The organism is Lentzea sp. NPDC054927, from assembly GCF_053610285.1.
In genome coordinates this window covers 91,086-114,905 of sequence record NZ_JBSGXZ010000017.1, presented here as the reverse complement: position 1 = coordinate 114,905, position 23,820 = coordinate 91,086, and the positions used below count along the sequence as shown (strand labels likewise).

The window sequence follows — 23,820 nt, the reverse complement described above, 5'->3', positions numbered from 1 at the left end:
GCGGGGGCTGGGGGTGTTACGGCCACCAGCAGGCGGCCGAGCTGAGCAGGGCGCCGATCGTGCCCGCCACGAGGACCGCCACCACCAGCACGCGGCGGCGGGCCAGTCGCGCCGCCCGTGCCAGGCGAGGCAGGACCGTGGCGGGCACGTCGGGGACGGCGGCCAGGGACTCCACCGCCCAGGCTTTCGGCACGCGCGACAGCAGGCCGGTCATCCCGGCCAGCTGACAGACCTCGTGTTCGCACGACTGGCAGACCGTGAGGTGGTGTTCGTAGGCCTGCCGATCGCTCGGGGACAGCGAGCCCAGCACGTAGGCGACGTCCCATTCCCGGAACGGATCCGTCGGAGGAGTCGTCGGTGGCGTCACCGCCCCGTGACCCCGTTCTCGTGCAGCGCGAGTCGCAGCGCGCGCAGGCCGTAGTGCAGGCGCGACTTCACGGTGCCCTGCGGCACGTCGAGGGCGTCGGCGAGTTCGGCGATGGTCTCGCCGCGGTAGTAGGCCCGGGTGATCACCGTGCGGTGTTCGGGTTTGAGCTGCGACAGCGCGTCGGCGATGAGCCAGGCGTCGAGGGTTCGGTCGGTGTGGTCGGAGCGCGCGCGTTCGGGGACGCGGGCCGACTCGACCTCCCACCTGGCGCGGGCGCTGCGGCGTTCGTCGATGGCGAAGTTGCGTGCCACGGCGTAGAGCCACGACTTCGACGCCGAGAAGCCCTGTTCCAGGATGTCCGGGTGCCGCCACGCGCGCAGAAGTGCTTCCTGGACAACGTCCTCGGCCAGCTGTTCGTCGCCGGTGAGACGGAGGGCGTAGCGCCAGAGCGCGGCGGCGTGGCCGTCGTGCAGGGCGCGTAACAGGGTGGTGTGGTGGTCGTTGATGGCGCACCTCGTTTCACGGGTGGAACACCGGCGTGCGCTTGGCCAGGAAGGCCGAGGTGCCCTCGCGCATGTCATCGGTGGTGAAGGTGTGCCGGAACGCGTCGAGCTCGACGCGCAGCCCCGCGCCGACAGCGAGCCCGTCGACGGCGTTGATCGTCGCCTTGCACGTCGCGACGGCGGTGGGCGAGTTGGCGGCGATGTCGGCGAGCACGAGCCGTGCGGCGGCGAACATCTCCTCTCGTGTGTCGAACACCTGGTTCACCAGACCGATGCGATGTGCCTCCGCCGCGTCGGCCCGGCGGCCTGAGTAGATCATCTCGCGGGCCCGCGCCACGCCGACGCGCCGGTACAGCCGGACGCACCCGCCGAAGCCGGGGATGAGGCCCAGCAGCACCTCGGGCTGACCGAAGACGGCTTTGCCGGTGGCGTAGACGAAATCGCACGCCAGCGCCATCTCGCAGCCTCCGCCGAGCGCGTACCCGTCGACACAGGCCACGACGGGGACGGGGAGCTCCTCGAGCAGCCGGGTCACCTGCTGTCCCAGAGCGCCGAACGCCTCACCCTCCTGCGGCGACATGGCCGCCATCTCCCGGATGTCGGCCCCGGCGATGAACGCGGGCCCTTCCGACCCGGTGAGCAGGACCGCGCGCGGACCGTCCAGGGTCGAGAGGAGGTGGCGCAGTTCGGTGAGCGTCGCGTGGGACAGGGCGTTGCGGGCCTGCGGCCGGTTGACGGTCACCGTCAGCACGCCGCCCTGCTCGTCCAGCAAGAGGTTCTGATAGTCCACAGTGGTCTCCTCACGAGTCCCAGATCGCGCCGTAGGCGGGAATTCCCCTGGCTTCCATCTCTTCGACGACGTGCCACGTGGTCGGCTTGTTGGAGATGCAGATGACGGCCTCCGCGTCGAACCGCAGGCAGGCGTCGTGCGCGAGCGCGACCAGGTCCGGCTTGCCCGCGGTGGCGGTGTCCCAGACGACCGCTTCCGGTTGCACGCGCAGGATCTCGTCGACCAGCTCGTCCCCGTAGGTGCGGCGCGGGTCGCGGGTCGACCACACCAGCCGCGCGGGGGCCGTGCCCGCGAGCAGATGCGGCAGGCACGGCCCGATCCCGCTGCCGGTGGCGACCCACACCACCCTGGTGAAGAGCTGGTCGATGTTGCCGACGCCCGCGGTCGGGATTCCCTTGACCCACACGTGACTCGGCTGGTCGGCGATGAACTTCGCCGTCCAGTCTCCCGCGCGGGAGATGGTGAGCCGGAAGCCGCTGCGTCCCGGTGCGGGCACGTTGGCGAAGGAATGCCACTCCAGCAACGGGTTGCGGCTCACCGCGGTCGAGGAGCCGGCGAACGGGGTGACGCCGTGGTCGAACGACACCAGGGCGACGTGCGGCGACGGGCTGACGATGTGCACAGGAACCCGCCGCAGCCGCAGCCACGGCAGCGCCACGCTGGCCACCACGAGGGCGAGCGGCCAGAGGAACACCGGGTTCGAGACCGCCGACTGCACGCCGAACAGCACCAGCACCGTCCAGCCGCCGAACCGGTGCGACCGCTCGAACAGGTCGTGGTGGCGGGCGCGCAACCGCGGCAGTGCCAGCACGATGATCGCGGCGAGCACAGCGAAGATCATCCACGTCAACGTCAACAAGAACGCCGGCGCGCCGTGCACGGTCGTGGTGACGGCGAGCACCAGGAACCACACGGTGGCGCAACTCGCCGCACCGACGTGCAACCCGCCGAAGTGGTAGACCTTGCCCAGCGTCCAGCGGACCCGCAACGGCCAGTGCACCGGCACGCTGGTGGCCAGCCGGAACAGCAGGTTGATCACGAGCTGCTGGCGGACGAGCACGGCCAGGGTGACGTTGGCGACCACCAGCGCGGTCACCACGTTCTCCTCGCCCCACCAGCCGCCGGACAAGGCGAAGCAGAGGTTCGCGAGCACGACGACCGCGGCGAGCCGGTTGTGGTGGGTGAACGGGCGGCGGCGCAGGACCGTCCGCAGCGAACGGTCGGCGGGCGGCAGCGGGCGAACGTGGACCGGGGTGCCCGTCATGCCACGGTTTCCTTCTGCGCCGGCTCCGGCTGGAGCCGGTCCAAACGCGACAGGAGCGCACGCCGGTCGACCTTGCCGCGGTCGGTGGTCGGCAGCGTGTCGACGGGAACGATCAACGCGGGTACGCAGTAGTACGGCAGCAGCTGCGCCACCGCGTGCCTGGCCTGTTCCGGCGCCGCGGTGGCAGGGCTGATGAAGCCGACGAGCTTTCCGTTGTGCACCACGGTCGTGGCGCGGCGGCAGTCCGGCGCCTGTTCCAGCGCCGAGGTCACGGAGTCCAGCTCCACCCGGAACCCGCGCACCTTGACCTGGTCGTCGGTGCGGCCGTGGTGGCGCAGCTGGCCGTCGGCCGTCCAGCTGCCGAGGTCGCGGGTGCGGAACATCAGGTGGTCGCCGCCGAGGAACGGATCGGGGAGATATCGCTGCTCTGTCAAGGCGTCGTCACCCAGGTAGCCCTCCGTGACGCACGCTCCGCCCGCCCACATCTCACCCACGTCGCCGATGCGGCACGGTCGCAGGTCGTCGTCGAGCACGTAGACGGTCGTGTTCGGCACGGGCGTTCCGATGGTGAGCTGCCGGGTGCCCGGCTCGTAGCGCTGCACGGTGTTGACGATGGTGACCTCGGTCGGACCGCACGCGTTGTGGAAGACGGCGTGGCGTGACCACAGGTCGGCCAGCACCTGCGGGCAACGCTCACCGGCGACCGCGACCGTGCGCACCCGGTGGCACGCTTGGGGATCCAGGGACGCGAGCACGCTGGGGGTGGCGATGACGACGTCCACCGTGCTCGCAGCCCGCTCGATGTCGTCGCCGCGGATCACCAGCGTGCCGCCGTGCGCGAGCGTGCCGAGAATCTCCCACACGGCCATGTCGAAGGCGATGTTGAGCAGCTGCGACACCCTGGTTCCCGTGGTGATGCCGAGGGATCCGGGTTCGGTGAGCAGGACGTTGCACAGGTTGGCGTGCGAGACCTGCACACCGTTGGGACGTCCGGTGGTGCCGGAGGTGAAGATGACGGCGGCGATGTCCGAGTCCGTGGTGATGCTGCGGCAGAACGTGGTGACGTCCGGCGCCGTGTCGATCGTGATGATCGTCGCCAGGTGGCCGGGCAACGCCGCCGCGTCCGCCGTCGTCGTGAGCACCACGTCGATGCGCGCGGTGCGGACGATGTGCCGCAGGTGCGCCTCCGGGGTGATGCGCACGTCCTGCGGCACGTAGGCCGCTCCTGCCTTGAGCACGGCGAGGATGCCGACGACCATAGAGATCGACCGGGTCAGGAACAGTCCTACCCGGTCGCCGGGGCGCACACCGGCGCGGGTGAGCAGTTCGGCCATCAGCTCGGCCTTCGCGTCGAGCTGCGCGTAGGTCAGCGACTCGCCGAGGTGTTCGACGGCCGTCACGTGCGGGCGCCGTGCCGCCTGTGTCTCGAAGGCGTGGTGGATGTGGTGGAACGGGGGAGTCCTGATCGGCCCGGCGCCGAACGCCTCGAACAGGTCGCGGTCGGCAGGGGGCAGATCGCGCAGGGCGGCTTCCTGGAACACGGCAGGTGCCCTTTCGTGAGCGATGCTCGGTCCACGTTGAAACGAGACAGCCCGCCGGGAAGTTCACATGGTGTCGAATAGCGTCGAATCGACGAAGCCCTTGCACTGCAAAGAATTTCCGTGCCCGCCGCTTGATCAGTCGCTGATGGACAGCTACACAGTTGACAGTGCACCGCCGCACCGGCCGGCGAACTCGCCAGGCCTGTGCGGCGGTGCCCTGTGTCGATCAGCCGGTCTTGCAGGTCTTGCCGTTGATGGTGAACGCGGTCGGATCAGCTCCGGTGCCGGACCCGTTGAATCCGATGTGGACGGACTTGCCCGGGTCGACCTGGCCGTTCCAGGACATGTTGGTCGCCGTCACGTCGCGGCCGGTCTGGCTCCAGGTCGCCGACCACCCGGAAGTGACCTTCTGGGTGCCGGGGAGTGCGAACGCGAGTTTCCACGCGGTCCACGGGGTCGTGCCGGTGTTCGTCAGCTTCACCTGCGCCGACAGGCCGTCGTACCACTTGCCGGCGCTGTAGGTGACCTCGCAGTCCGACACCGGGACGGGTGGCTTGCCCGCCTTCTCCGCCGCCCAGCCGGTCACCCAGGCGAGCGCGGAGTTCCAGTTGACCGCCACCTCGTTCACCGAGTAGGCGCCGATGTCGTCCACCCAGCACTTCTGCTGCGGGCAGCCGGGGAGCAGCCGCTGGACCACCGGGTCCTGCAGCCCGCTGTTCGGGCCGCCGGACAGCGAACCGGGTGGCGCGATCGGCAGTGTCGGGTCGTTCTGCCGCGCCCAGAACCGGTGGTGCACGTTCTGCACGGCCTGGTCGCCGTAGCCCGCCACGTACGAGGTGCTCAGCGGGTTGCGGCCGAGGAGGTAGTGCAGCGCCTCGAACACGCCGTCGCGGTACTTGGCGGCACCGGTGAAGTCGTGTGCCAGTGCCAGTACCTGGGCGTTGTTCAGCACGCCGGAGTTCGATCCCCACACGTACCCGTCGACGCTGTTGTCGTACGGCGTGGCGTAACCCATCCCCGCCATGGCGGACAGGTGCTGGTCCGCCACCGTCGCGAACGCCGACTTGATCGCGGTGACGTCCGCCGCGGGCAGACCGTTGGGTGCGAGGGCGAGCGTGATGTCACCCATCGGCGCCGTGCCGCCCCAGTAGAAGCCGGCCCTGGTCAGGCTGGCCGCCTTGTAGTGCGGTGAGGAGGTGACGTCGGTCCGGTAGGCGTTGTCGCCGGTGGTCGCGTACAGCTCCGCGGCGGCCCAGTAGAACTCGTCGCTCACGGTCTTGTCGTCGTACGCGCCGCCGCCGACGTTGTCGTTCGGGTCGGCGAGCTTGGCGGGGTTGGCCTTGGCCGCCGTGTACGCCTTGCGTGCTGCCGTGAGCAGCTTGGCGGAGTAGGTGGCGTCGATGCCGCGCCACAACCGGGATGCCTGTGCGGCGACCGCGGCCAGGTTCAGCGTCGCCGCGGTGCTGGTCGCGGAGAGCCTGCGCGCCTGGTCGTCCAGTTCGGGACGGGTGGGCAGCGCCGTCCAGGCCGCGTCGTGCATCTTGTGGTGCGCCATGCCGTCCGGTGCCTGCATCTTCAGCAGGAAGTCGACCTCCCAGCGCGCCTCGTCGAGCAGGTCCGGCACGCCGTTGGTCTTCTCCGGGATGGCCAGCGTGCCGTCGCGGAACGCCGAGGCGTCACCGATCCTGCTCGCCCGCTCGTAGGAGTTGAGCAGCTGCCAGGCCGCGATGCCGCCGTTGACCACGTACTTGCCGTGGTCACCCGCGTCGTACCAGCCACCGCGCACGTCGAGCGTGTAGCCACAGGCGAGATCCGCACGGCACGGAACGTTGTTGTCGCCCTGGTTGGGTGCGACGTTGACGTGCCCCGCCGGGCGCGCGTACTGGTTGCCGACGTACTGCGCGTCGATGGGAGTGCCGCTGCGCTGGTGGTAGAAGAACGCGAGCGAGTCGTAGCGCAGCCGCTTGATGCCGTCGGCGGAGATGTCGAACGGGAAACTGCTGTCCGCACCGACGACCAGCGTGTAGCCGGTGCCCGCCGTGTCGAACGACGAGAAGTCGATCAGGTGCACCGAGTCGCCGGACGTCGCGTCCGCACCCTTCGGCGTCGTCTGGCCAGTGGCCACCGCCGCACCCGCGGAGTTCTTGAGCGTCCACGGCAGAGGCGTGGTCGCGGTGGAGACGAGGGTGGCGCGCTTGGGCAGGCCCGGCACGTAACCGACCTGGTCGACGTTGATCTTCTTCGTCGGCGTGGGAGGGACGCCGCCGGGCGGCTTCACCCCGCCGATCAGCGAGACGTTGTCGACGCAGATCGTGTTGTCGGCCGCCTGACCGCCCAGCTGGAAGGCGACCTGGCCGTTGCCGGCATCCGGGAAGTCCAAAGTGGACGTGAAGGTGAAGGTGTAGTGCTGCTTGGCGGTGGTGAGCGCGAACTCCTGCCTCGCGATCCCGCGGTACGGGCTCACGCTCTCGCCCGCTGCGGCGGCGACGGTCTGCGCCGTGGTCGCGTGGGCGTCGAACGACAGGGTGTAGGACTGGTCGCTCTCGAACGGGACACCGTTCTGGCCGACCAGCGCGTCCCAGGGGTTGGTCGTTCCTCCGGTGACAGCCGCGCACAGTTCGCCGCCGGTCACCCTGTTCGTCACGCCCGCGCTGCTCCACCAGGGATCGGCGGAACCGCTGTTGAACGTTCCGTTGAGCACACGTTCGTACTCCGCCGCCTCGGCTGTGCTCGCCGCTGTGGACATGGCCGCGGTGAGTGCCGCCAGCAGGGCGGCGGCGAGCAGGCGTGGTGGTCGAGTTCTCATGTGGTGAGGTACTCCGTCCTCGTCGACGGGAAGTCTGGGAGCGCTCCCAGGTGACCGTAGGGCGCGCTGAACGACGCGGACAAGCGCCGTTCAGCCGCTACCCGACAGCACCGCTCGGACCTGACCTCACTGGTCCGTCTGCGGTAGCCACCACCTCATCCGAACGTCCACTGCTGGTTGTTCCCGCCGTGGCACGTCCACAGGATGACCTTGGCACCGTTGGCGGTGGCGGCGCCGTTGACGTCCAGGCAGATCCCGGACTGCGCGCCCGTGACGGTGCCGTTGGCGTTGAACTGCCACCGTTGCCCAGCTCCGCCGTCGCAGGGTTGGATCACCACCGCGGTGCCGGGCGCCGTCTGGTTGTTCTGGGCCGCCGCACACCTGACGGTGTCTCCACTATAGACAGTCAGCTGGCCGGACGCGGTGCGCGTCCAGGTCTGGTTCGTCCCGCTGTGACAGTCCCAGATCTGCAACGGGGTGCCCGCCGCGGTGCTGCCCGCGTTGACGTCCAGGCACCTGCCCGCACCCAGCCCGCGGACCGCTCCGGTCGAGCCGCCGCCACCGCCGGTGCCGTAGCCGGCCGCGATGATGTTGGCCTGCACGGCGTTCTCGGTCGCGTCGGACGGGTAGCCCGCCACCATGGCGCCCTCGTAGAAGGTGCCGGCGCTGAGATTCGCGCCACCGTCGGGCTTGCAGCAGTCACCGCCGCTGCCCAGGATGATCGCTCCCTGCTTCTTCATCGGGCTGTACCCGTTGGGCAGCGAGCCGTCGTACAACGTGGTCAGGTCGCCCGCCTGGGCGTTGCCGCCCTTGAGCGCGAACCGAGTGGTCCCGTTGTTCTTCAGGATCGCCGTGACGAACTTGTTCGTGAAGGCCCGCTGGTTGGGGTTCCACTGCTGGCTCCCGCCGGGGAACAGGCCCCACTCGAGATCCGCCTGGACCCACGGACCGGTGCCGGAACACCCGCCGAACCAGCACTGCTTGCTGAAGTTGATCGCGTCCATCGCTCCGGCCGCGTCGGCCTTGCGGGTCGTTTCGCTGTTGCCGTAGTCGAAGCAGCAACCGCCGTTGACGTGTGTACCGCTGGTCACCATGTACATGCCTTCCGGCGCGCTTCCGGTGGGAACGCCCGTCAGGTGACCGTCACGCCAATAGCTGTTGCCGGGGTTGATGTAGAGCGAGTAGGCCTTGCTTGCGCCGATCGTGAGCGACTCGGAGGTGGCGGTCGCAGGCCGGCTCTGCGGCGATCCGGGAACCTGGGTGGATCCCTGGTACCAAAGGTCGTTTCCGCGGCCGGACTGGTCGTAGACCACCGTGATCACGCAGGAAGTCCCGGCGCAGAACGAGTCCTGCGCCGCCGCGTCGGCCGTGCCACCGGCCGCCAGCACGGGGACGTTCCTGGTGGTGTTGTCCGACGAACGCCTTACCTGGTAGAGGTTTCCGCCGTACGTGCCGTAGAGCGCCCGTACCGTGCTGTGTGCGGCGATGCACGGCGTGCCACCGGATGCGTAGATGTCGCAGGGTCCGGTGCCGGCCGCTGCCGCGGGCGTGGTCGCCGTGGTCACCGCGGTCGTCATCGTGGTCGCCAGCAGCACGGCCAGCGCCATGCCCTGAAGTTTCAGTTTCATGATGCGCTCGACCCCCACAGTCGCCAGGTCTGGTTGAGCTGACTGTTCTGGTTCGCGGCCTTGCAGGTCCACTGGATGATCCGGGCACCGGCGGCGGTGGAGACCCCGTTGACGTCGACGCACTTGCCGCTGTGCCGTGCGACGAGCTGGTAGTCGTGCGGATCGTTGCCGCTGTAGGTGACCTTGCGCAGCGTGTACTGCTGGCTCGTCGAACCAGGGGAACAGGTCTGCTGCGCGACGGTGGCACCGTCCGCCGTCGAGGAACCACTGACGTCGAGGCACTTGCCCGACTGCTGGTTCACGACGGTGTAGGTGCCCGCGACGCCCTGCACCGGGGTGAAGTTCCACAGCTGCTGGTCGCCGCCCTCGCAGGGGAACTGCTGCTGCAGGTTGCCGTCGGCCGTGCTCAGGTTCGTGTTGTCCAGGCACTGCTGGGAGTGCTGAGCGGCGGCGACGCTCTGGAAGCCGGTGTCGGAGGGCGGCAGGAGCGTGATCGTGAACGTCTCGTCGACGTTGTTGTGCGGGACGTTCACCGTCGTTGCGTTGCCGGACAAGGAAACAACGGTGTTCTGCACGGTGACGGGACCCTGCACGGCACCGCCGTTGTTGTGCGGGATGCGCTGGACGAGCACCCGCACCTGGTTGTTCTGCACGATGCCGGTCGTGGTGTCGAGCCGTTGCAGGCCGACCGCGACGTTGCCGGTCGTGCTGCCGCCGCCGACGAGGATCTTCGCCACGCCGTTCGCCTTGGTGGCGAACGAGTCGTACGACTGACTTGGTGTGGTGGTGGCGATCTGGCCGGTCTGCGAGCCGTAGAAGCGGTAGACCCACCACTCGCCCTTCGGCTGGTGCTGCCCGGCCGAGTTGCGGACGAGCAGGTTGCCGAGATCGTTGTGCAGGTTCCCGGCACTCGCCCAGTTGGCACGCAGCCCGTCGGCGCCGGCCCGTTCCAGCCGCGCGATGTACCACGAGCCGTCGCCGGGGTTCTGCTCGTTGCCGGCGCCGTACTCGTTGATCTGGTACGGCCGCGGGTGCGGGATGCCGCGTGCGTCGAGCGTCGAGTTCGCCACCGCGACGTTGGACACCGGGTCGCCCGGCAGGGAGTGCCAGCTGATGATGTCGGGCACGACGTTGTTGGCGCGCACGAAGTCCAGGTACTGGGTCCACCACCCGCCGTTCGTCGGCACACCCGCGAAGCTCGGCCCGACGATGAGGTGGGTCGGGAACGCCGCGCGGACGCGTTGGTAGCTGCGCCGCCACAGCTCGAAGTACTGGGACTGCGGACGGTTCCAGAACAGCGTGATGTTGGGTTCGTTCCAGAGATCCCACTGCACGGGGGCACCCGTCGCCCGCACGTCGTCGATCAGGCGGGTGAGGAAGTTGTCGTAGTCGGTCCAGTTGCCGTTGTCGCCGGGGAAGCGGGAGATCGGATATCCGTCCGCACCCCACAGGTCGTGGGGCAGCAGGACGAACTCGCCGCCCAGTGAACGGGTCCGCAGCAACTGGGCTCTGGTCGAGTTCCAGCGGCGGTCGTACTTGCCGGACACCCAGCCGCCGGGACTGTCGAGCTGGGCGCCGCCGGCCCGCATGTACCGGAACTTGACGTCGCGGAAGAAGTGGTCGGCGGGACCCGTGCCGTTCTCCGTCATGCCGTAGATCCAGCCGGAGGCGCGGTAGGTGGGTGTGCCCTTGGTGACGGAGAAGTCGACGCCGATGGACTCGTTGGCGGCCTGTGCGGGTGCGGTGAAGGCGAGAGTGGACGCCATGATCGCCAGGAGGATGGTGCTGGTTCGTCGCTGAACCATGTGGGCTCCGTAAGGTCAGGGGTGACGGAGACTCGAACCGGTTCGATCGGAGAGTGAAAGTACGCGCGACAAACAGCCCTCAGCAAGGGGCTGGAGGGTCGAACCGGTTCGTCCCGCGCCCATCGCCTGACATCGACGGCGTCTGCAAGTACCACCAACTCAACATCAAGAGGCACTTCCCTACTACCAACAGCTCCCCGCGCCTGCGGTGCGGGTTCGCCACGCGGCGAACAGGTTGGGTGTGGTTGAGAGCGGTTCGATCAAGGGTTGGTGGTACTTGCAGACGCCCATGGCGCCAACGGGACAGCGGGGGTCAGCCCCGACGGCGGGAGCCGGTGCTGGAGCGCAGCGTGATGGGCGGTGCCAGCATCGCGTGCCGCGGGGTCGCGGCGGGGTTGTTGATCTGCTCCAGCAGCAGGTCGACGGCCAGTTGCGCCATCTGTCCCGCGGGCACGTCCGCGGCCGTGAGCGGCGGGTGGAAGTGCTCGGCCAGCCGGTCCGCGATCACGCCGGTGAGCGAGAAACCTCCTGGCACGGCGAGCCCGGCGGCGTGCAGCGCGCGCTGCACACCTGGCAGCGCGGCCTCGTTGATCGTCACGGCCGCCGTCACCTCCGGCCAGCGGGCACGGATCTCCTCGAAGCAGGCGAGACCGGCGGCGGGGTCGTCGGCGCAGCACACGTCGTGCGCCGTCATGCCGAACCCCTCCGCGGTCTCCAGGAACCCCGCCGTCGCGCGCATCGAGGGGCCGTAGCCCGACGCGACCAGCTCGTCCGACCGGTTGATCAACACGATGTGCTCGTGCCCGAGGTCGGCGAGGTGCCGCACACAACGGCTGATCAGGCCTCCGTAGTCGACGTCGACCCACCACGACGCCGCGGAGTCGACGACGTGGCCGATCGTGACGAACGGCAGCCCGCTGCTGGTGAGCCGTTCGACCCGCGGGTCGTGCAGGAGGATCTCCATGAGGATCACCCCGTCCACCCTGCGGCCGGTCACGACGCGGTCGAACGAGCGGTCGTGGTCGCCGCCGCTGGGCGACAGCAGCACGTCGTGGTCGTGCGCGGCGGCGGCCTCGACGACGCTCGCGACGAAGCTCAGCTGGACGTCCGTCAGCCGGGTGCTCGCCGGCGGGATCACCAGGCCGAGCGTCCTGGTGCGCCCCTCGGCGAGCGCGCGGGCGCTGGCGTTCGGCCGATAGCCCAGCTCGGCGATGACGTCGTTGATCCGCCGCACGGTCGCCGCCGACACCGGCCGTTTCCCGCTCAGGGCGTACGACACGGTGCTGCGGGACACCCCGGCCCGCCTGGCGATCTCTCCGATGTTCATGCGCGTTTCCCGTCTCCGGTCTGTCGAACGAACCGGTTCGACCTTCGACATCGTAAGCCACGCCCTCTTGCGAGGCTTCGGTTGAGACGGCTACTTTGGCGCGGCTGCTTGGAAGTCGAACCGGTTCGATGAACGTCGTCAACGAGGTCGGCAGGAGTCCATGATGCGACGCGCGGCTGTTTTCCGGATGCTGCTCACGGCCGGACTGGTCGTGTCCGCGACCGCCTGCTCCTCGCCTTCGGGTTCGGCACCGGACACGTTCTCCGTCTGGGATCCGTACCCGCAGTTCGTCGCCGACTCCGAGTGGGTGCGCACGATCGAGGCATGCGGGACGCAGGCCGGGGTGAAGATCCAGCGCCAGGCCTACGACACCACCGATCTCACCAACAAGGTGCTGCTCGCGGCGCAGCAGGGCACCGCGCCACACGTGCTGGTCGTCGACAACCCCGTGGTCTCCACGCTCGCCGAGGCGGGAGTGCTCAGGCCGAACTCCGAGGTCGGGCTGGACGCCTCGGCGTCGTCGCCGAACCTGGTGGCCGCCGGAACCCTCAACGGGCAGACCTACGGCACGCCGATCGGCGCGAACACCCTCGCCCTCTACTACAACAAGGCCGTGCTGACCGCCGCCGGTGTCGATCCCGCGTCCGTCAAGGACTGGGCGTCGCTGGACGCGGCCCTGGCCAAGGTGAAGGCGGCGGGCAAGAAGGGCATCACGTTCTCCGCGATCGGCACCGAGGAGGGCACCTTCCAGTTCCTGCCGTGGTTCTGGGGTGCGGGGGCGGCGCTCACCGACCTCGGCTCCGCACCGGCGGTCAGCGCGCTGACGCTGTGGAAGTCCTGGCTGGACCAGGGTTTCGCGCCGAACTCCGTCATCGGCAACACGCAGACCACGAGCTGGCAGGAGTTCGCCACCGGCGAGTACGCCTTCACCGAGAACGGCACCTGGCAGCTGCAGAACGCGAAGAAGGCCGGCTTCGAGTACGGCGTGATCGCGATCCCCGGCCGCACCGGCGGTACCGCGCCCGCGCCGACGGGAGGCGAGTTCGTCACCGTTCCCGTGCAGGACGACAAGGGCGCGGAGACCAAGGCCGGGCAGATCGCCACCTGTCTCACCAGTCCCGACCGCGTGCTCGCGACCGACACCGCGCTGACCTACGTCTCGGCGGTGCCTTCGGTGCAGCAGCAACAGGTGACCGCGCTGCCGGAGCTGAAGGTCTGGGTCGACGCGGTGCAGAACGCCAAGGGGCGCACCGGTGACAACCTCGGCACCCGCTACCCGCGGATCTCGCAGCCGCTGTGGGGTGCGGTGCAGGCCGCGCTGACCGGTGCGAAGACGCCGGAGGCAGCCCTGAAGGACGCCCAGGCCGCCGCGGCGTCCGCGAAGTAGCCGCCGGTGCGTGCGCGGCTCGCTGCCTGGGCGTTCGTGGCCCCGCTCGTGGCGTACCTGTTGGTGTGTTACGCGTATCCCTTGTACACCAACGTTGATCTGAGCCTGCGCGAGCACACCGTGCGGACGTTCGTGCGCGGCGGTGCGCCGTTCGCCGGATTCGCCAACTACGCCACCGTGTTCGCCGACCCGGCCTTCCGGACCGCGCTGCTGCACACGGTGGTGTTCACGGCCGTGTCGCTGGTCTTCCAGTACACCATCGGCCTGGCGCTGGCCGTGTTCTTCAACCGTGCGTTCCCGCTGTCCGCGACGTTGCGCGCGTTGTTCCTGGTGCCGTGGTTGTTGCCGCTCATCGTGTCCGCGTCCACCTGGGCGTGGCTGCTCAACAGCGAGTCCGGTCTGGTGAACGCGGCGCTGGGGATCGTGGGCGCCGGCCCGGTCAACTGGCTGACCTCGCCGTCGTGGTCCCTGGTGTCGGTGATCATCGCCAACATCTGGATCGGTGTCCCGTTCAACCTCGTCCTGCTGCACAGCGGACTGCGCAGCCTCCCGGCCGAGGTCACCGAGGCGTCCTCTTTGGACGGTGCGAGCGGCTGGCAGACGTTCCGGTACGTCACGTTCCCCCTGCTGCGCCCGGTCTCGGCGATCACCCTGCTGCTCGGCCTGGTCTACACGCTCAAGGTGTTCGACATCATCTGGATCATGACGAGGGGCGGGCCGAGCGGGTCGTCCTCCACCCTCGCCACCTGGTCCTACGAGCTCGGGTTCGGCAGCCCGCTGCCGAGGTTCGGGCCCAGTGCCGCGGTGGGCAACGTGCTGATCCTGATGGCGCTGGCGGCCGGTCTGGTCTACATCCGCGCGCAGGAGCGCACATGAGGACCCGTTACTGGCGCACGGGTGTGGGCGTGCTGCTGACCGCCGTGATGTTGTTCCCGGTCTACTGGATGACCGTCGTGTCGCTCACCCCCGCACGCGACATGCGGAAGTCGCCGCCGAGCCTGTTCCCCGCGGCGCCCACGCTGGAGGGCTACGACCGGGTGCTGCGCGAGCAACTGCCGTACTTCGGCACGAGCCTGCTGGTCGCGCTGGGCACCGTCGTGCTCACTCTCGCGCTGGCCGCGCCCGCCGCGTTCGCACTGGCGAAGCTGTGGCCGGCCGGACGGCGCGTGCTCGGGTTCGTGCTGCTGGTCGCGCAGATGATCCCCGGGATCATCATGGCGCTCGGGTTCTACGGCATCTACGTCCGCCTCGGCATCACGAACACGTGGTGGGGCCTGATCCTGGCCGACTCCACGGTCGCCGTGCCGTTCGCGGTGCTGGTCCTCACCTCGTTCATGGCGTCGGTGCCGGACGAGTTGCTGCAGGCCGCCCGGATCGACGGCGCCGGCCAGTGGCGCACGTTCGTCTCGATCGTGCTCCCGTCGAGCCGCAACGGTGTGATCACCGCGGCGCTCTTCTCGTTCCTGTGGGCGTGGTCGGACTTCCTCTTCGCCGCGACGCTCGACTCCGGTGGCGTGTTGCAGCCGCTGACGCTCGGCATCTACCGCTACATCGGCAACAACAACCAGGAGTGGAACTCGATCATGGCCACCGCCGTGGTCGCGTCGGTGCCGGCGTCCGTGCTGCTCGTGGTGGCCCAGCGTTTCGTCGCCGCGGGTCTCACTTCCGGTGCTGTGAAGGACTGAGCTGTGCAGGACCGAGAGGACGAGCCCGTGGTAACCGAGTTCTCCGTGCGCGAGATCCCCTTCAGCCGGTTCGGCGCCTGGTTCGCCCTGTCCCCGGTGGTCGGACTCGCCCAGTACGCCGATGACGTGCATCTCGTGTCGCACCGCAACGGCATGCACGCGGTGCTCTCCTTCGTCCCGCTGCTCGGCGGCGAGCGCGCGCAGGCCGAGGTCACCGCTGATCCGGCGACGCTCACCTGGCACGTCGGCGACCAGCGCGTCACCGCGGTGTTCTCGTCGCCGTCCACGCTGCGGATCTCCGGCGCCGGCCTGGGGATGGTGATCGCCGCCGCCGAGCCGACGCTGACCCCGTTCACCGGCACGTACTTCTTCGCCGACCCGTCCGGTGGTCTCGTCTTCACCTCCTACGAGACCGGTCACCGCCTCCGCCTCACCGTCCTTTCCGGACAGTGGCGCCAGACCGGCGACCAGGCGCTGGACGCGGCGGGGCGCGGGGTGTTCCTCAGCGAGGACGAGCCCTGGGAGCTGCTGGTCGAGGAGCTCGGCACGATGAAGCCGTTCTCACTCCCCAGCACCGGCTTCGACGACGACGTGGCGGCCGTGCGCGAGGAGTTCGCCCGGTTCGCCGACGCAGTGGCACCGTGGCGCGGCGACCGCACCCCGGCCGCCGAGCTCGCCTGCTACGTGCTGTGGTCCGCCACCGTGCACCCGGCCGGGTTCGTCGGCCGCCCCGCCGTGCTGATGTCCAAGCACTGGATGAACAAGGTGTGGAGCTGGGACCACTGCTTCACCGCCCTGGCCCTGGCCTCCGGCGCACCCGACCTGGCCTGGCAGCAGTTCCAGGTGGTGTTCGACCACCAGGACGCCGAGGGGGCGTTGCCGGACTCGATCACCCACTCCGAGGTGCTGCGCAACTTCGTCAAACCACCCGTGCACGGCTGGGCGCTTTCCCTGCTGCGCCAACGCCTCCCCGGCGGGCTGCCCGACCTTTCACTGGCGTACCGGCAACTCTCGGCCTGGACGTCGTTCTGGCTCGACCACCGCCGCGCACCGGGCAGCCGGCTCGCGCACTACGAGCACGGCAACGACAGCGGCTGGGACAACGCCACGGTGTTCCGCGAGGAACGCCTCGTCCGCTCTGCTGACCTCGCCGCCTTCCTGGTGCTGCAGCTGAAAGAACTCGCCGTGCTCGCCGTCGAAGTGGGGGACACGTCGGCGCGGTGGGCCGAGCAGGCGGACGAGCTGCTCGCCGCGTTGCTCGAGGAACTGTGGCAGGGCAACTGCTTCGTCAGCCAGGGAGTGGCCAGCGGCACCAAACGGCGCAGTGCGAGCCTGCTCGACCTGATGCCCGTCGTGCTGGGGGAGCACCTGCCCCAGGAGATCTTCGATGATCTCCGCGTGGGGGTCGCGGCGCACCTCACGTCCGTCGGGCTGGCCACCGAGCTGCCGGCCTCCCGGTGGTACGAGCCGGACGGCTACTGGCGGGGACCGGTGTGGGCCCCCGCCACCGTGCTGATCGAGGACGGTCTGCGCCGCGGTGGCGCGGTGGAGCTGGCCGACCAGGTGAGCGCGCGGTTCCGGGCGACGTGCGAGAAGTCCGGGTTCGCGGAGAACTTCGACGCCCTCACCGGGGAAGGGTTGCGCGACCGTGCCTACACGTGGACGGCCGGGGCTTATCTCCTTCTCGCCGGGGATGCCGAACGCCGTCCGGGTTGAGAGATGATGATGTGTGCCTGACACTTTCCACACCGAAGCGCTGCTCATCGCTGGACGATCCGGCGTGGGCAAGACCACCGTCGGCTGGGAGGTCTCCGCGCAGTTGCAGTCCGCCGGCATCTCGCACTGCCTCGTCGAAGGCGACAACCTCGACCAGGCGTTTCCGGCGCCACCGGACGATCCGTCCCGCACGAAGCTGACCGAAGCCAACCTCGCCGCGCTCTGGGGCAACTACGCCGCCCTCGGGTATCGCCGGCTCATCTACACCAACACCGTCTCGATCCTGGAGCCCGACCTCATCGCCAGGGCCATGGGCGGCACGCCCCGCATCATCCCGGTGCTCCTCACCGCCCAGGACGCCACCGCTCGCGATCGCCTGGGCGCGCGGGAGATCGATGGCCGGCTGGACGCGCATGTTCGTCGCAGTGACGCCATGGCCGTGCACCTGGAGAGCGCCGCGCCACCGGACGCCGTTCGGATACCGACCGACGGACGCCCGGTGGACGTGATCGCTCGCGACGTCATAGCGGCGTCGAACTGGCGCTGAACCTCACACCCACACGATCTGCCACTGCTGGTTCGCCTTGCCGTTGGCGGGCCACTGGATCACCTTGGCGCCATCAGCCTGCGAGCTACCGTCGACGTCCACGTACAAACCGGTGCGCACGCTGACGAGGTTGACGCTCCCGCCGCCCGCGTCGACGACCTTCCACCACTGGTTGTCGCCGCCGGTGTCCGACGCCTGGTCGAGCTGCTCGCCCTGACCGGTACCGGGGCTGCGCAGGAGTCGTCCGCTGTGCCGCGCGGTGAGGCGGAACGAGCCGTCCGCGTTGGGCAGCAGTTGCCACTGCTGGTTGGCGCTCCCGGTCGAGGTCCATTGGATGACCTTGGCGCCGTCGCCCGTGCCCGCGCCGTTGACGTCGAGGGCCTTGCCGCTGTTGCGGTTGACGAGCCGGCACCAGCCGCCCTGCAGGGACACCGTGATGTCCGTGCGCTGCCCGGCCGTCAGGGTGATCTGCCTGGCGTGCGGGCCGAGCGACGACGGGGCGACGGGCGCCGTGGTGGTCACCGACGCCATCCCGCGGCGGCTGATGAGCGTGACGGTCTGGTCGACGGCCGAGGTGACGGACATGGTGGTGGTGCGGGCGGAAAGGTCCCAGCTCAGGCTGTGCACGCGGATCCGGCCGCGGGCCCGCATGCCGGTGATCGTGCCCCTGGTGAGCTGTCCCGGCAGGGCGGGGAGGAGTTCCAGCACGCCGGGCCGCGAGTAGAGCAACGCCTCCGCCAGCACGCCGGGGATGGCGTTGGCGGCGTCGGCGTTGTAGATGTCCAGGTTCGGGTTGTGGGACGTCATCAGCGACCTGAAGACCATGTTGTTGCCGATGATCTTGCGCAGGTTGTCGTAGACCTTGCCGCCGTCCTTGAGCCGGGCGCCCGCCAGCGCGCGGTGCAGGCTGCCGTGGGCGGAGATGTTCTGGTCGCCGCGGACCTCCAGCGCCCGCAGTCCGGTGCGGACGAGGTCGGGGGTCTCCTCGGGGTTGATCTCGTGCAACGGCCAGGCGCCGTACAGCTGTTGCACGTGCCGGTGGTTGTACTGGTCGTTCAGGCCGGGCCACGACCACTCGGCGAGCGCGTTGTCGCTGTTGACGCGATAGGCGGGCATCTTGGCCAGCAACGCCCTCCAGCGCTGGACACCCTGGCCCGCGCCCTGTTCGACGCCGAGCGCGTTGGCGGCGAAGATCGCGACTTGCAGGGCGTGCTTGCCCGCCATGATCTCGCCGGTGGCGTTGATGGACAGCGCGACGTTGGTGTTGCTCGGCGCGTTCTCCATCGAGAACGCCGGTACGAAGACGACCTTGCCGCTGGAGTCGGTTCGGGTCAGGAAGTCCTCGTAGAACAGCGCGAGCTCCATCAGCGCGGGGCCGAGCTGGTCGCGCAGGAACGCCTGGTCGCCGGTGACCTCGTAGTACTCGAGCAGCGGGTAGAACAGCCAGTCGGCGCCGCCGGTCCAGGTCTGGCCCGGCCAGCCGCTGTCGAAGTGCAGCATGTGGCCGTACTCGCCGTCGGTGCGGGACGGGGCGAGGAAACCCCGTGCGCCGTACAGGTTCCGGGCGTTGGTGCGCCAGTGCGCGAGCTGGCCGAGGACCAGGTTGAAGTACCCCTGCATGGCCTCGGTGGTGTCGAGGATGTTGCCGCCCGCGACCTGGAGGTTGACGTTGGCGTCGGTGGTGAAGTCGTCGGCCCAGGCACCCGACCAGGTGCCGGTCCAGATACCGGTGAGCCGCGGTGGCAGGACACCGCTGGAGCTGATGAAGAGGTACCGGCCGCTGTCGTAGAGCCGTTCGAGCAACGCGAGGTCGATGACGTTCTTGTTGTTGTTCTGCCGGGTGATCAGCTCGCTGGTGGACAGCTTCCGGTCGGCGTCGGACACGGTGAGGTCCAGCCGCGAGCGGTCGTACATCTCGGTGTGGATCGTGGTGTGCCGGGAGCGCAGTGCGGCGTAGTCCAGGCCGATCGCTGCCAGAGCCGCGTGCAACGGTTTGGCGTTCCACCCGGCCGGCGACTCGTAACGGTCGAGCTTGGTGAGCAGCAGCAGTTTGCTCGCCCCTGCCACGACGATGGTGGCGCCGTTCGCCGTGACGGTGCCGCCGGTGGCCACGATCCTGGTGACGCCCTCGTAGCCGAACGCGCCCTGTCCCGGCGGGTAGGTGCCGCGCAGGTTCAGGTAACCGTTGCCGTTCGAGATGGTGGCGAGCGTGGTGTAGCTGACGCTCGACGGTGCTCCGTCCAGTGCTGTGCTGACGCTGAGCGTGGTGTCGATCGTCCGGCCGGGCGCGGGCACTAGCTCGTGGACGATCACCTTGTCGGCACGGGAGACGAACGCCCTGCGCGTCCACACCCCGGCGCTGTCGGTCCAGCTGGAGATGACCTCACCGGTGCGGAAGTCGGTGACCCGGCCGTAGTTGCCGACGGTCGTGCCGGGTGTGGAGATCCGCAGCTCGTACGCCGGGTGGTAGGTCTGCGTCCAGCGCAGCGACCAGCCGGCCGCGAAGTCCCTGTTCGCACCGGCGTAGTCACCGGCGAGTGCCTTGTCCCGCACGGCGTTCAGGCGCCCGGCGATCACCGGCGGGGTGACCGAACGGGTGCCGTTGGGCAGCACGAGCCGGTGGTAGTTGAAGATCACCTTCTCCGCGGCGGGATCGCCGTGCAGCACGGCGCCGTACTCGCCGTTGCCGGTGAGAAAACCGTCCGTCCAGGACGCTGCCGGGCTGGTGTCGTAGATGCCGCGTTCGGGCAACGTGATCTGCGGGGGTACTGCTGCCTCCGCGATGCTGGAGAGGGCGCCGCCGGGTACTGCCGTCAGCGCGGTGACGGTGAGGAAACGCCTGCGGTTGAGGGGGTTGTCCGACACACAGACTCCTAGTCCTGGGCTTTTCCGCCGGTGACACGTGACAGGGCCAGCGCGATGAGGATGATCGTGCCGTTGAGCGCGCCGATCCACTGGGCGGGAACGCCGGCGAGCGTGAGCACGTTCTGGATCATGAACAACAGCAGGATGCCGGTGAAGGCGCCGAACATCGTGCCCTTGCCGCCGTTGAGGCTGATCCCGCCGATCACGGCGGCGGCGAACACGGTGAAGATGTAGCCGTTGCCCTGCGCGGAGGCGACCGAGGCGAGGCGCCCGGACAACAGCAGGCCGCTGAGCGCCGCGAGCAGGCTCGCCGTGACGATCACGATCCAGAGCACCCTGCCGGTGCGGATGCCCGCCGCCCGCGCCGCGTCGACGTTGCCGCCGATGGCGTAGAGGGACCGGCCGAAGCTGGTGAAGCCGAGCACCACGATGCCCGCCGCGAACAGGATCAGGCACAGCCACACCGACACGGGCATGCCCAGCCACTGCTCGGTGCCCAGGTAGAGCATGGACGCGGGCAGCCGGAAGAACGTCTGGCCGCCGGAGATGCCGGTCAGGATGCCGCGCAGCACGATCAGCATGCCGAGCGTCACGATGAAACCGTTGAGCCCGAACCGGATGATGAACAACGCGTTGATCACGCCGACGAGTACGCCGACCGCCAGCGTCACCGGCACGGACCAGCCGCCCGGCAGCAGCCCGAGGCCGTGGCCCGCGCCGACCGGAACGGTGAGCCAGGCGGCGACACCGGGCGCCAGCCCGACCGTGGACTCCAGCGACAGGTCCATCTTCTTGACGATCAGCACGAGCGTCTGCGCCAGGACCAGGATCGCGATCTCGGACATGGTCTGCAGCACGTTGATCAGGTTGTCGCCGCGCAGGAACACCGGGCTGACCAGCTGTCCGACGATCGCGATCGCGATGATCGCGGGTATCAGCGCCAGGTCGCGCAGCCGGGCGAAGGCGATCCGCCTGCCGGTCGCGGTCGTGACCGCGGCTGTCGTGTCAGCCATCGAGGTCGACTCCTTCCATCGCGGCCACGAGCTGGTGGTCGTGCCAGCCGCGGGGCATCTCGGCGACCACACGGCCCTGGAACACCACCAGGACCCGGTCGCACCGGCGCAGGTCGTCGAGCTCGTCGGACGCGATGAGCACACCCGCGCCGGACTCGGCGATCTCCCCGACCTTGCCGAGCAGGAACTCCTTGGAGCGCACGTCGACCCCGGCGGTCGGGTTGATGAGCACCAGCAGCTTCGGGTCGTTCGCCAGCGCACGGGCCATCACGACCTTCTGCTGGTTGCCACCGGACAGCCCGGACACCGGTAGCTCCGGTCCCGGTGTCTTGATCGCCAGGTTGCCGATCATGGCCCGGGCCAGGCCGTCGCGGCGGCGGCCGTCGATGAAACCCGCGCGGCCCAGCCGGTCCGGGATGGTCAGGGTTCCGTTGTCCGCCACGGACATCTGCGCCACATAACCCTGGTGGTGCCGGTCCTGCGGGACGAACCCGACACCCGCCCGCAACGCCGCCGGCACGCTGCCGGGCTGTGGCCGCGAGCCCGCGATCTCGACCACGCCGCCCGTGGCCGCCCGCAGTCCCGCGACCGTCTCCGCGATCGCGATGCGGCCGCTGCTCGCCGCGCCGGCGAGACCGACGATCTCGCCCGCGCGGACCCGCAACGACACGTCCTCGTACGCACCGGCCAGGGACACTCCCGTCATCTCCAGCACCGGAGCGGCCTCCGCGTCCGGAACACGCCGTGCACCACCGGTTTCGGCCGCCGCCTCGCCGGTCATGGCCGCCACCAGCTCCGTCCGCGGCAGCGCGCCGACCGCGGTGGTCAGGACGTGCCTGGCGTCGCGGAACACGGTGACCACGTCGCAGATCTCGTAGATCTCCTCCAGGTGGTGGCTGATGAACAGGAACGTCACGCCCTGCTGCTGCAGATCGCGGATCCGGCCGAACAGCCGCGTGATGGCGGCGGCGTCGAGCTGGGCGGTCGGCTCGTCCAGGACGATGAACCGCGCCCCGAACGAGAGCGCTCTGGCGATCTCCACGAACTGGCGCTGCTCGACGTCCAGGTCACCGGCGGGCAGCCGCACGTCCACGTCGACCGACCACGTGTCCAGCAGCTCGCGTGCCTTGCGGCGCACGGTCTTCCAGCTGATCAACCCGCTGCGGCCGTGGTCGTGCCGGTTGAGGAACAGGTTCTCGGCGACCGTCAGCTCGGGGATGATCGTGGACTTCTGGTAGACGCACGCCACCCGCTGCCGCCACGCGTCGCGGTCGGTCAGCCGGGGAGCGGGCTCACCGGCGAACGTGACGGTGCCCTCGTCCGGTGCCTGCAGTCCGGTGAGGACGTTCACCAGCGTCGACTTGCCCGCCCCGTTGCGCCCCACCAGCGCGTGGGTCTGTCCCTGGTCGATGCTGATCGCGGCCTCGTGCAGGGCCACGGTGGACCCGTACCGCTTCGTCACTCCCGTCGCCTCGACGACGGGCGGAGTTGCGACCATTGTCGTCCCCTGCTCAGCTGAGTTTGTTGCCCCACAGGGACTTGTCGTCGTGCTTCAGGCTGGCCACGCCGTCGAAGGTGCCGCCGTCCGCGGTCACCAGGGGAGCGGAGAGCTGGTCCTCCAGCAGACCGTCGCGCACCTGGACGATCGTGCTGTCGTGGTCGGTCTTGCCGGGGCTGAACGTCTTGCCGTCGATCGCGGCCTTCAGGTACTGCAGGGCGTACTTGGCGTAGAGGTCGGCCGGCTGCGAGACGGTGGCGTCGATGTGGCCGTCCGCGATGTTCTTGAGCTCCTCGGGAATCCCGTCGTTGGAGACGATGAACACGTGCTTGGGATCTGTCGGCGGGACCAGCAGGTCCTTCTGCTTGAGCACCTGCAGCGTCCCGGACAGCGCGAAGCTGGACTGCATGTAGACGCCCTTGACGTCCGGGTTGGCGGTGAGGTCGGTCTGCAGCTTCTGCGCCGCGACCGCGCCGTCCCAGTTCGTGGCCTCGCCGAGCACGGTGATGCCGGGGTAGTTGGTCTTCATGCAGTCGTTGAACGCCTCGGTGCGGTCACGGCCGTTGATCGACGCCAGATCTCCCTGCAGCATCACGACCTTGCCCTTGCCAGCGAGCTTGGCGCCGAGGAACCGGCACGCCTTCTCACCGTAGGCCCGGTTGTCGGCCCGGACGACCATGAACACGTTGCCGCTGTCGGGCCGGGTGTCGACCGTGACGACCGGGATCTTCTTGGCCGCCAGCTGTTCCAGCGTGGGCGCGATGGCCGCGGTGTCCTGCGGGGCCATCGCGACCCCCTTGACGCCCTGGCTGATGAACGTCTGGACGTTGGCGGTGAGCTTGGCGACGTCGTTCTGCGAGTTCGTGGTCTTGAGCTCCAGCCCCAGTTCCTTCGCGGACTCGGGCGTGTACTTGATGTACGAGTTCCAGAAGTCGGTGTCGGACCGTGGATAGTCGACGCCGACCACCGTCGCGCCACCCGCCCCGGAGTCCGGGGAACCGCACGCGCCGAGGGCGGCGGTGAGGAGCGCGACGAGACCGAGACAGGTGCGAGATCTGGTGTTCACGGCGGATCTCCT

At 69.3% G+C, this 23,820-nt stretch carries 18 protein-coding genes; 5 read left to right on the top strand and 13 right to left on the bottom strand.

The window, feature by feature from the left end:
• Positions 1–16: 16 nt before the first annotated feature.
• The 9 genes from ACWGE0_RS23295 to ACWGE0_RS23255 all read right to left on the bottom strand — a co-directional run bounded on the left by ACWGE0_RS23295 (position 17) and on the right by ACWGE0_RS23255 (position 12,031).
• On the bottom strand, positions 17–367 hold the full coding sequence (locus ACWGE0_RS23295; protein WP_452263005.1) for an anti-sigma factor family protein: 351 nt from the start codon (positions 365–367) through the stop codon (positions 17–19).
• A complete protein-coding gene (locus ACWGE0_RS23290; protein WP_452263004.1) occupies positions 364–948 on the bottom strand; it encodes a sigma-70 family RNA polymerase sigma factor in 585 nt (194 codons plus the stop codon). The genes ACWGE0_RS23295 and ACWGE0_RS23290 overlap by 4 nt, the downstream gene beginning before the upstream one ends.
• A complete protein-coding gene (locus ACWGE0_RS23285; protein ID WP_452263003.1) occupies positions 887–1,660 on the bottom strand; it encodes an enoyl-CoA hydratase/isomerase family protein in 774 nt (257 codons plus the stop codon). Before ACWGE0_RS23285 ends, ACWGE0_RS23290 begins: the two co-directional genes overlap by 62 nt.
• Positions 1,661–1,670: 10 nt before the next feature.
• The gene (locus ACWGE0_RS23280) at positions 1,671–2,924 is read right to left on the bottom strand and encodes a hypothetical protein (RefSeq protein WP_452263002.1); all 1,254 of its coding nucleotides are present in this window, start codon (positions 2,922–2,924) and stop codon (positions 1,671–1,673) included.
• Positions 2,921–4,465, bottom strand: coding sequence for an amino acid adenylation domain-containing protein (locus ACWGE0_RS23275; RefSeq protein ID WP_452263001.1), 1,545 nt, complete (start codon positions 4,463–4,465; stop codon positions 2,921–2,923). Before ACWGE0_RS23275 ends, ACWGE0_RS23280 begins: the two co-directional genes overlap by 4 nt.
• 226 nt (positions 4,466–4,691) lie before the next feature.
• Positions 4,692–7,271, bottom strand: a complete 2,580-nt coding sequence (locus ACWGE0_RS23270) for a glycoside hydrolase family 9 protein (protein ID WP_452263000.1) — start codon at positions 7,269–7,271, stop codon at positions 4,692–4,694.
• 155 nt (positions 7,272–7,426) lie between these two features.
• A complete protein-coding gene (locus ACWGE0_RS23265) occupies positions 7,427–8,899 on the bottom strand; it encodes an arabinofuranosidase catalytic domain-containing protein (protein WP_452262999.1) in 1,473 nt (490 codons plus the stop codon).
• Positions 8,896–10,704 (bottom strand): RICIN domain-containing protein, encoded by a 1,809-nt coding sequence (locus ACWGE0_RS23260; protein WP_452262998.1) that lies wholly within the window; start codon positions 10,702–10,704, stop codon positions 8,896–8,898. The genes ACWGE0_RS23265 and ACWGE0_RS23260 overlap by 4 nt, the downstream gene beginning before the upstream one ends.
• Before the next feature lie 313 nt (positions 10,705–11,017).
• Positions 11,018–12,031, bottom strand: a complete 1,014-nt coding sequence (locus ACWGE0_RS23255) for a LacI family DNA-binding transcriptional regulator (RefSeq protein ID WP_452262997.1) — start codon at positions 12,029–12,031, stop codon at positions 11,018–11,020.
• 160 nt (positions 12,032–12,191) lie between these two features.
• Here ACWGE0_RS23255 and ACWGE0_RS23250 point away from each other — a divergent pair, with 160 nt between their 5' ends.
• The 5 genes from ACWGE0_RS23250 to ACWGE0_RS23230 are packed head-to-tail and all read left to right on the top strand — an operon-like array spanning position 12,192 to position 17,366.
• Positions 12,192–13,418 (top strand): sugar ABC transporter substrate-binding protein, encoded by a 1,227-nt coding sequence (locus ACWGE0_RS23250; RefSeq protein WP_452262996.1) that lies wholly within the window; start codon positions 12,192–12,194, stop codon positions 13,416–13,418.
• Positions 13,419–13,424: 6 nt separating this feature from the next.
• Positions 13,425–14,294: a carbohydrate ABC transporter permease gene (locus ACWGE0_RS23245; RefSeq protein WP_452262995.1), complete on the top strand. Its 870-nt coding sequence runs from the start codon at positions 13,425–13,427 to the stop codon at positions 14,292–14,294.
• Entirely contained in the window at positions 14,291–15,103 is an 813-nt protein-coding gene (locus tag ACWGE0_RS23240) for a carbohydrate ABC transporter permease (protein WP_452262994.1), read from the top strand. Before ACWGE0_RS23245 ends, ACWGE0_RS23240 begins: the two co-directional genes overlap by 4 nt.
• A 3-nt stretch (positions 15,104–15,106) precedes the next feature.
• Positions 15,107–16,819, top strand: coding sequence for an amylo-alpha-1,6-glucosidase (locus tag ACWGE0_RS23235; protein WP_452262993.1), 1,713 nt, complete (start codon positions 15,107–15,109; stop codon positions 16,817–16,819).
• Between the two features lie 13 nt (positions 16,820–16,832).
• Positions 16,833–17,366: a hypothetical protein gene (locus ACWGE0_RS23230; protein WP_452262992.1), complete on the top strand. Its 534-nt coding sequence runs from the start codon at positions 16,833–16,835 to the stop codon at positions 17,364–17,366.
• Between the two features lie 3 nt (positions 17,367–17,369).
• On the opposite strand, the gene ACWGE0_RS23225 is transcribed toward ACWGE0_RS23230, so the two are convergent.
• From ACWGE0_RS23225 to ACWGE0_RS23210, 4 genes are read right to left on the bottom strand one after another with little or no spacing between them, the layout of a single operon-like run.
• Positions 17,370–20,231: a glycosyl hydrolase family 95 catalytic domain-containing protein gene (locus ACWGE0_RS23225; protein WP_452262991.1), complete on the bottom strand. Its 2,862-nt coding sequence runs from the start codon at positions 20,229–20,231 to the stop codon at positions 17,370–17,372.
• An 8-nt stretch (positions 20,232–20,239) separates the two neighbouring features.
• Positions 20,240–21,244, bottom strand: coding sequence for an ABC transporter permease (locus tag ACWGE0_RS23220; RefSeq protein WP_452262990.1), 1,005 nt, complete (start codon positions 21,242–21,244; stop codon positions 20,240–20,242).
• On the bottom strand, positions 21,237–22,742 hold the full coding sequence (locus ACWGE0_RS23215) for a sugar ABC transporter ATP-binding protein (protein WP_452262989.1): 1,506 nt from the start codon (positions 22,740–22,742) through the stop codon (positions 21,237–21,239). Before ACWGE0_RS23215 ends, ACWGE0_RS23220 begins: the two co-directional genes overlap by 8 nt.
• 13 nt (positions 22,743–22,755) lie before the next feature.
• The gene (locus ACWGE0_RS23210) at positions 22,756–23,808 is read right to left on the bottom strand and encodes a sugar ABC transporter substrate-binding protein (RefSeq protein ID WP_452262988.1); all 1,053 of its coding nucleotides are present in this window, start codon (positions 23,806–23,808) and stop codon (positions 22,756–22,758) included.
• Positions 23,809–23,820: the final 12 nt, after the last annotated feature.